Annotated in this window: 6 protein-coding genes; 4 read left to right on the plus strand and 2 right to left on the minus strand. The window is 72.3% G+C overall.

Annotated elements, in window-relative coordinates; genetic code table 11:
- Window positions 1-315 precede the first annotated feature (315 nt).
- Entirely contained in the window at window positions 316-1,734 is a 1,419-nt protein-coding gene (locus ACY5KJ_RS15390) for a glycosyltransferase family 9 protein (RefSeq protein WP_462185883.1), read from the plus strand.
- Here ACY5KJ_RS15390 and ACY5KJ_RS15395 read toward each other — a convergent pair.
- Both ACY5KJ_RS15395 and ACY5KJ_RS15400 read right to left on the minus strand, forming a co-directional pair.
- The gene (locus ACY5KJ_RS15395) at window positions 1,626-2,333 is read right to left on the minus strand and encodes a hypothetical protein (protein ID WP_462185884.1); all 708 of its coding nucleotides are present in this window, start codon (window positions 2,331-2,333) and stop codon (window positions 1,626-1,628) included. The genes ACY5KJ_RS15390 and ACY5KJ_RS15395 overlap by 109 nt on opposite strands.
- Before the next feature lie 98 nt (window positions 2,334-2,431).
- Entirely contained in the window at window positions 2,432-2,755 is a 324-nt protein-coding gene (locus tag ACY5KJ_RS15400; RefSeq protein WP_462203659.1) for a hypothetical protein, read from the minus strand.
- 608 nt (window positions 2,756-3,363) lie between these two features.
- Between ACY5KJ_RS15400 and ACY5KJ_RS15405 the strand changes: the two genes are divergently transcribed.
- The 3 genes from ACY5KJ_RS15405 to ACY5KJ_RS15415 form a co-directional block, all read left to right on the plus strand.
- Window positions 3,364-5,148, plus strand: coding sequence for a hypothetical protein (locus tag ACY5KJ_RS15405; protein WP_462203660.1), 1,785 nt, complete (start codon window positions 3,364-3,366; stop codon window positions 5,146-5,148).
- Window positions 5,145-6,515, plus strand: a complete 1,371-nt coding sequence (locus ACY5KJ_RS15410) for a vWA domain-containing protein (RefSeq protein ID WP_462185887.1) — start codon at window positions 5,145-5,147, stop codon at window positions 6,513-6,515. Before ACY5KJ_RS15405 ends, ACY5KJ_RS15410 begins: the two co-directional genes overlap by 4 nt.
- A 17-nt stretch (window positions 6,516-6,532) precedes the next feature.
- Window positions 6,533-7,322, plus strand: a 790-nt coding sequence (locus ACY5KJ_RS15415) for a hypothetical protein (RefSeq protein ID WP_462203661.1), incomplete at its 3' end; no start/stop codon positions are given.

Raw genomic sequence — 7,322 nt, forward strand, 5'->3', positions numbered from 1 at the left:
TCGACGTGCAGTTCCAGATAGTCCGGACCCGTCGCCACCGCTACCCGCCGCTCCACCGAGATCACCACATCTCCATGGTCGCGTCTCGCGGGGCCGGACAGCCCCCGATCGGGTGATCGGGGGCTCGCCGAGCGGCAGGCGAATCTTCGGCTCATGCGACGCATCCGGAGAATCTCGACAGCGCCGGGCGGGGTCGAAGCGTCCGACGAGGAATATCCGGATCGGGAGAAAGCGCGGACGGGAAGAACGCCGGCGTAGGGGCGCCGGCGTAGGGGCGCAGGGGTAGAGAGTAGGACACGGGCGAGGGGGAACGACATGGCCGAGAAGGACGGGTGCCAACGGGCCGGGTTCGGGCCGTTCGTCCGGGAGCCGCTGGAGGGCGTGCGCCGGATCGCGGTGCTGCGGGCCAGCGGGCTCGGCGACTTCGTGTTGGCGCTGCCGGCGTTGGAGGCGCTGCGGGCGGCCTATCCGGACGCGCATCTGGTGTACCTCGGTCTGCCCTGGCACGTCGAGCTGTTGGCGGGCCGCCCGGGACCCTGGGACGAGGTGGCGGCCATCCCGCCCTGGCCCGGCGTGTCCACCAGCACGCAAGGACCCTCGCCGACCGGTACGGCCCCGACCTCCGCCACCACCGACGACCTACGGACGGATGGCACTCGAGCCGACGACGAGGTGCGAACGGATCGCGTGCGCGACGGCGGGGTGCGCGACGGCGAGGTGCGCGACGGCGCCGTGCGCGCGTTCGTCCGGCGCCACCGGGTGGCCCGCTACGACCTGGCGCTGCAGCTGCACGGTGGGGGCGCCCATTCCACCCCGCTGGTGCACGCCTTGGGCGCGCGGTTCACCGCCGGTGGCCGGGACGTGGGAGCGCCGCCGCTGCACCGGTCCGTTCCGTTCCGGCATCTGCAACACGAGACGTTGCGCAACCTGGAGATCGTGGGACTCGTCGGGGCTTCCCCCGTCACCCTGAACCCCGGATTGACCGTGACGGCCGACGATCGCCGGGCGGCCGCCGAGGCCATGGCCGGCGCCGAGGTCACGGCCGGGGCCGCCCCGCTGGTCGTTCTGCATCCCGGCGCGAGCGATCCGCGTCGGCGCTGGCCCGTCGACCGGTTCGCCGGAGTCGCGAACGCGCTCGCGGCGGACGGCGCTCGCATCATGATCGTCGGTGTAGCGGCCGAGCGAGCCCTCGCTGAACGGCTCGCGGCGGGCGTGTCGGGGCCCGTGGTGAACCTGGCCGGCCGCCTCTGCCTGCCCGGCCTGGTGGGGATTCTCGCCACCGCCGACCTGATGATCGGTAACGACTCGGGGCCGCGGCACCTCGCCGGTGCACTCGGTATTCCGACCGTCGGCGTCTTCTGGTGCGGCAATGTGATCAATGCTGGGCCGCTGGAACGGGCCCGCCACCGCATCGCCACGTCTTTGTCAGACGACCTGCCCGGAATGTGGGGCGAGCCAGGCGCACGGGCGATGCCCCCACAACCCGTCGTTCGTCGCGGATGTATCCGTGGACGAGGTCCTCGTCGAAGCCCGGAACCTGCTCGCCCGGGACTGGAAGGTACCCCCCGGGTCCGTCTGACTCGGCTCCGCTCGATCGGCCAGCCGCCGTTCGATGATCGGGACGGTCAGCCGATTCCCGCGTGCATCTCGAAGTCCAGCGCACCGATGCCGACGAGCCAGTACACCCAGTCGGCGTCGCGGGTCGGGGCGACCTGTCCGCCCGGTGGCTGGTAGCCGACCCGCCTCGCCTTCTCCAGCGCGCCCGCCAACCGGTCGTTGAGCGAGGTCTGCTTGATCCCCAGCCGGTCGGCGGCGGATTTCTTGGGACGTGGATCCGGGTTACGCAGGGGCGGCCACCGTAGATGCTGCTCGAAGACCACGCGGATCGCCTCGGTCTCCTTCTCGGAGAGGCGATCGACCTCGTTGCTCTCCGTCACTCGACGATCGCGGGCGATCCGGCGGACGCCGGTCGGCTCCGGCTCGCATAACAGCAGGTAGCTGCGCTGCGGAGTACCGCGCAGCCAGATCGCGGTCGGCCGGTCGGTCACCGACACCAGCCCGCCCTGCTCGACGGGATACGTCGGCTGCCCCCAGTTCCGGACATCGGCCTGGTTCAGGTTCGCGATTTCCACATTCCAGCCGCCGCCCGGCGCGGCGGACACGCGGGCGGCCCGGCGGGAGAGTTTCCGGTCCGGCGGGCCGGCGGACAGATGCCGGTGCGACGCGGCCTCGTCACAGACGTCGTCCGGGGCGGCGCCGACGCACAGCTGGTCGGAACGGCGCAGCCGCTGGTCGAATTCGACCCGATCGTCGACGAGGAACCGCAGCCGCATGGCGAGCGAGTGTAACGGTACCTTTCCGCAGGGTGGTTTCGGCCCCTCCGGTCGCCGCTTCCCCGGCGATCTCGTCCGTGCCCGGATACCGGTGTGGGTCAGGCGTTGCTGCCGTCGGCCCCGCGCACCGCCCGCGCGTGAATCTGAAACTCTTCGAGGTCGGAGCCGATGAGACGACCGAGAACCCGGATCACGTCGGAGCGTTCGATCGCCACCGGGCGCCACAGGATCGCGGATTGGGCTTCGCGCAGACCGGCCTCCCGCGGGAAGGCGAGCAGGCGTCCGCAAACCCAGCTGAGCCGACGTACCTGAGTGGTAATCGGGAAGGCCAGGATGACGCCGTTCTCCACCCGCACCGCGACCACCGGGCGCCGCTTGTAGCCGGCACAGTCCGAGAAGTCGACGCGGGCATCGAGGACCATCGCGGGCCCCAGCGACGTCCACGGAACCGGCCGCAGGTGCTTGAGGGAATTCCCGCTCGGTCGCGGCTTGCTCGTCGTAGTCGATACCGATCGGGGATGTCCGTCCGGTCCGGACGCGTAGCGGGCGAGGTAGTCCGGCAGCGGCTGATCGCGCCGAGTGCGTCGGCGGGCCTGCCGGGCCCGGTCACGGGCAAGTTTCTGCAGTGGCTTGCTCCGCCTGGCCGGGACCTGGCGCTGAGCGCGGCGGGAGTTGAACTCGGGCACGGTGCCTCCGGAAGGTAGTAGGCCGTTGCCATCGACCGTCGCAGAAGCCGCCGATGACGACCAGACCGATAGATGTCGGTTATGGCTGTCCTTTACCTGACGAGGCCGAGCGATACCGTCATATCGCGCGGACAGGCATACTGCAGATCCTTCGCGATCTTGCGGGAGGAAGGGGGGACCGTCGTGCACGTCGCCGTTGCCACGACCATGGACGCTGATCGTCTGGATGATTCGGACGGTAGCGTCGGGATGCCCGCATCCCACGCCCCGGCAGATGTGATCGGGAAGCGCCGTTGACCGGCCCGGACGGACCTGTGGTTTCGCCGGGCGACCCGGTTCCGGCAGTGATCACAGTGGTCGTGGGCGGGGACTCCTCCGATGTCCCGGGCTGCGGCGTCCTGGACGGCTCGCGCGCCATTGATGGTGACGTCGCCGGGATTGATCCTTCCGGGGCGGTGACCGGTTCACCCGGAGCGCAGGAGGCGAACGAGCTCGGAGGCCCGGACGAGCCGGCGGCCGGGCAGGACGACAGCGACGAGCTGGAAGACGCCGCAGCCGCCGACGACGCGGACGTGGACACGGACGTGGACGCCGACGCCGACGTGGACGAGGGGGCCGGCGCGCTCTCCTCACGCCATGCCCCACCCCGCGTCGCCTTGCCCACGGCGAGCGCCGGACTGATCCTGCCTGCGCGGGTCGAGCTGAGCTGGCCGGAACTTCCGGGACTGCCGCTGGTTGATCTGCTCGACAGCTATTCCGCCGATGCTCCCGCGGTCTCCGCGGCCGCCCTGCTGCGCGCCTTCGTCGAGATCGGCCGCAGCCTCGAACCGTTCCATCAGCAGGGCGTGGGGCTTCTCGCGCCGTGGAGCTTCAGGTGGACCGGGCAGAGCCTCACCCTGGCCGTCTGCGATCTGCTGGACGCGGGCAGGCACGACCCCGTCGACCCCTGGTTCGTCACTCCGGCGGGGGAGTGTGGTCCCGCCCGTGACCTTCGCCTGTTCGCCGTAGTGCTGTTCAAGGCGCTGACCGGCGAGTGGAGTAACCGGGACGCCTCGATGCTGGCGATGGCCGGGCTCGCCGCCGGCGAGTGGCCGCCCGGCGCCGACGCCGCGCTGCGGGCCTGCCTACATCCCGAGCATGGTCGCCGGGCGGCCGGAGCCGGTGCGCTGGCGTCGAGGATCGCACCCTTCGTCTTCCCCGCGCGCAACGAGCGGCTGACGACCGTCGTCGCGTGCGAGAGCGTGACGGGCTGGCGCAAGGCGGGCGGCAACCCGGAAGGCGACAACGAGGACGCGGTCGGCTGGGCGAAGGTCGAGGACCCGTCGGACGGCACGACCACCGCCTGCGCGGTGCTCGACGGCATTACCGGTCCCGGTGACGGTTCGGGACGGTGGGCGGCGCGGGCGCTGCTCGCGGCATTCCGCCGCCGGTGGAAGGACGGCGAGACCGAACCGGAGCGGCTGCTGCTGGACGTCGCGCTGCCGCCGCCGCCCGCGCCGCTGAGCCGCCGGGCCGCCGCGGTGGCGGTGGCTCGCCTCGATCTCCCGCGGTCGCGCCGACATCGCGCCGTCGGGGACTGCCGTGCCTACCTGCTGCGCCGCTGCGGCGACGGCTTCGCGGCCACCCGGCTGTCCAGCGAGCACAGCGTGGTTGCCGAGGCGATCGTCGCCGGCCAGGCTCCCACGCCCGAGGAGCGCGGCATCGTGACCGAGAGCGTCCGGACGGCGCAGCGCGGCGCGACCGCGGTGGCGACCAGAAGGGTGCAGCTCGCCGACGGCGACCTGCTGATCCTCGCCACCGACGGGGCGTGCGAGGCGGGCGTCGACACCGCCGAGGACATTCCGGGCGTGGCCGACTGGAGGTTCTGCGACGTGCTGGAGGACCTCGCCTCGGTCGCCCGCACCCCCGCCGAACTGGCCTCGTTGCTCTGCCGTCGGGCGGAGGACCTCGGTGGGCACGACAACGCCACCGTCGCGGTGATCGCGATCCGCTCCGCCCGGGAGAAGGTGGTCGCCACCCGGACCAGACCGCGCCAGCGGGCGATGCTCACCGGCGTCGGCGAGTCCCGCGGCGCCGGCACGCGCATCCACGGGGAGCCGCACATCCACGGGGAGAAAGGAAACCGATGAACGACAGGGACCGGCTCGGCGTCGAGGGCCGGATGGACCGGGGTGTCACGAAGCCGGGTGGGGTGCTCCGGCTGACGATCAGCGTGGCCGATCCGCCGCGGGGCCGGCGGGAGGTGGCAGTCGCTGTCGCGGTCGACGCATCCCTGTCGATGCTGCATCCAGCGGCGCCGGACGCGGTCAGCAAGTGGGAGCTCGCGCAGCGGGTCCTGGAACGCGTGCACGGCCTGCTGCCCGACGGCTGTCCGCTCGTGCTGGTGCGCTTCGCCCGTGAGGCGCGAGTGATCAGCGCCGGACGCCGGCCCGACCGCCTGCCGGCCGTCGACGGCCCCACGAACAGCGACGCGGACTCCTACACCAACATCGGCGACGCGCTCACCGTCGCCGGGCGGGAGCTGCTCGCGCAGGCGCCGGACGCGGACGTCTACCGGGTCTTGCTCATCACCGACGGCGAGGCCAACATCGGCCGCTGGCAGCCCGAGCAGCTTGCCCACATCGTCGCCGGGCTCGGCGACCAGGGCATCGGGACGGACGCGCTGGGCATCGGCGTCGACGCCCGGGACGAGGCGCTTGCCGAGATGGTCGGGGTGTGCGGCCAGATGCAGCACGTCTGGGCGGCGGCCGAGGACGTCGACCGGATCGACGCGATCGTCTCGTCGCTGATCGAACCGGTGGTCGGCGCGGCCGCGGGGCGCGGTGAGCTGCGGGTCCTGATCCGACCCGGCTGGACGGTGGAGGCGCTGCGGCGGATCAAACCGCAGCGTCACCTCATGAAGGTGCCGCCACCGACCTCGCGCGGCACCGAGCTGCGGCTGCCGCTGCCCGCCGTGAGTACCGGCGAGGACCGTCCGGTCTTCCTGCTCCGGCTGCGCGCTCCGGACACACCGCTCGGCGCGCACACGATTCTTCAGGCCCGCGGCGGGGTGGTCGCCGGTGGACGGCGGCTGGCCGTGGACAGCCGGGCCGACCCGCAGGCCGCGCAGCGCTTCCGGGTCACCGTCGAGGCGGATGTCTTCCCGGACGCGGAATCCTCTCTCGAACACGAGGAGAGCATCGCGGAGTTCGACGAGGAGATCGCGAAGCGGGCCAGCTTCGCCCATTCCCGGGAAAGCGTCACCGAGTTGTTCCGGAACGCGGCGCTGTGGGCGGCGGACCGTGGATTCGACGATCTGGCCGACCACTACAACGCGACGCTACGGGCCCTCGGCCAGGGTGTCGCGCCGGCCGATGCGGTGTCGGGAGCCCGGGTCCGGGCGACCCGCACCAGGACCCGGACCCGTGATCTCGTCGAGGCGGGCCCGGTGCCCGGCCGGCCACACGGCGGGGCGGTGTCCCGTCGGCGTCTCGACGACGTTCTCGGCAACAGCTGACAACCGGTAGGAGCCCCATGTCCTCGACGACGGTGCTGTTCGACGTCAGTAACATCACCCGGGACGGTTCGCCGGGCAGCTTCGCGCAGATCGGTCTCGGCTGCGCGCACGGCGCCCGCTGCCCGCGCCGGTGCGGCGTGACCGCGCGGCTGTTCGCCGTGGAGGCCGCTGCCCGCCGTGCCTTCGGCGCCGACGCGGCCTTTCGCTATGTGGCCGACAACAGCCTGCGCGGCCTGCTCGACGGCCTCGCCCCACTGCAGCGGTACTACCGTGACGGCGCCCTGGTCTGGGCGGCCGAGGCCGATGACATCCTGCTCGAGGAGGCGAGGGCCGTCGGGGGGAAGGTCGTCAGCAAGGACAACTTCTACGGCAAACGCAACATCGACGCCCACGAGTGGATCCAGGGCGACGCCTCGACCTTCTTCGGATGGAAGGTGCTACCCGCAGCCCCGGCGGGCGAGAACGTGAAACTGGTCCGCCGGGCGATGAACCGGATCGACACCGTCACCTGGGAGCGGGCCGCACGGCAGGACGAGGTGAAGGCGTCGGGCCTGCGGGGGCGGCCGGAGGTCGTCACCGCCGCCCGCGCCAACGCCTATCGCTGCGTGACCCCCGACTGCGTGAACGCCCGGCTGGGGCCGCTCGTGTCGCCACCGATGCGCGTGGCGGGGCGCGGCCAGGGCGCCCGGCTGGTCTGTCCGCTATGCCGACGCCCGGTCCAGGAGATCGAGACGGATACCGGGCAGGCGGCCGGGGACGCCTCGGGCGCGGCGGCGCCCGAGACCCCGATGCCCCCGGCGTCCCCCG

This window comes from Frankia sp. CcWB3, from assembly GCF_977927595.1.

What these genes read in the sequence shown, in the direction of transcription:
- ACY5KJ_RS15390 (WP_462185883.1), top strand. Translation starts at nt 316, where the DNA reads ATGGCCGAGAAGGACGGGTGCCAACGGGCCGGGTTCGGGCCGTTCGTC.
- ACY5KJ_RS15395 (WP_462185884.1), bottom strand. Translation starts at nt 2,333, where the DNA reads ATGCGGCTGCGGTTCCTCGTCGACGATCGGGTCGAATTCGACCAGCGG.
- ACY5KJ_RS15400 (WP_462203659.1), bottom strand. Translation starts at nt 2,755, where the DNA reads ATGGTCCTCGATGCCCGCGTCGACTTCTCGGACTGTGCCGGCTACAAG.
- ACY5KJ_RS15410 (WP_462185887.1), top strand. Translation starts at nt 5,145, where the DNA reads ATGAACGACAGGGACCGGCTCGGCGTCGAGGGCCGGATGGACCGGGGT.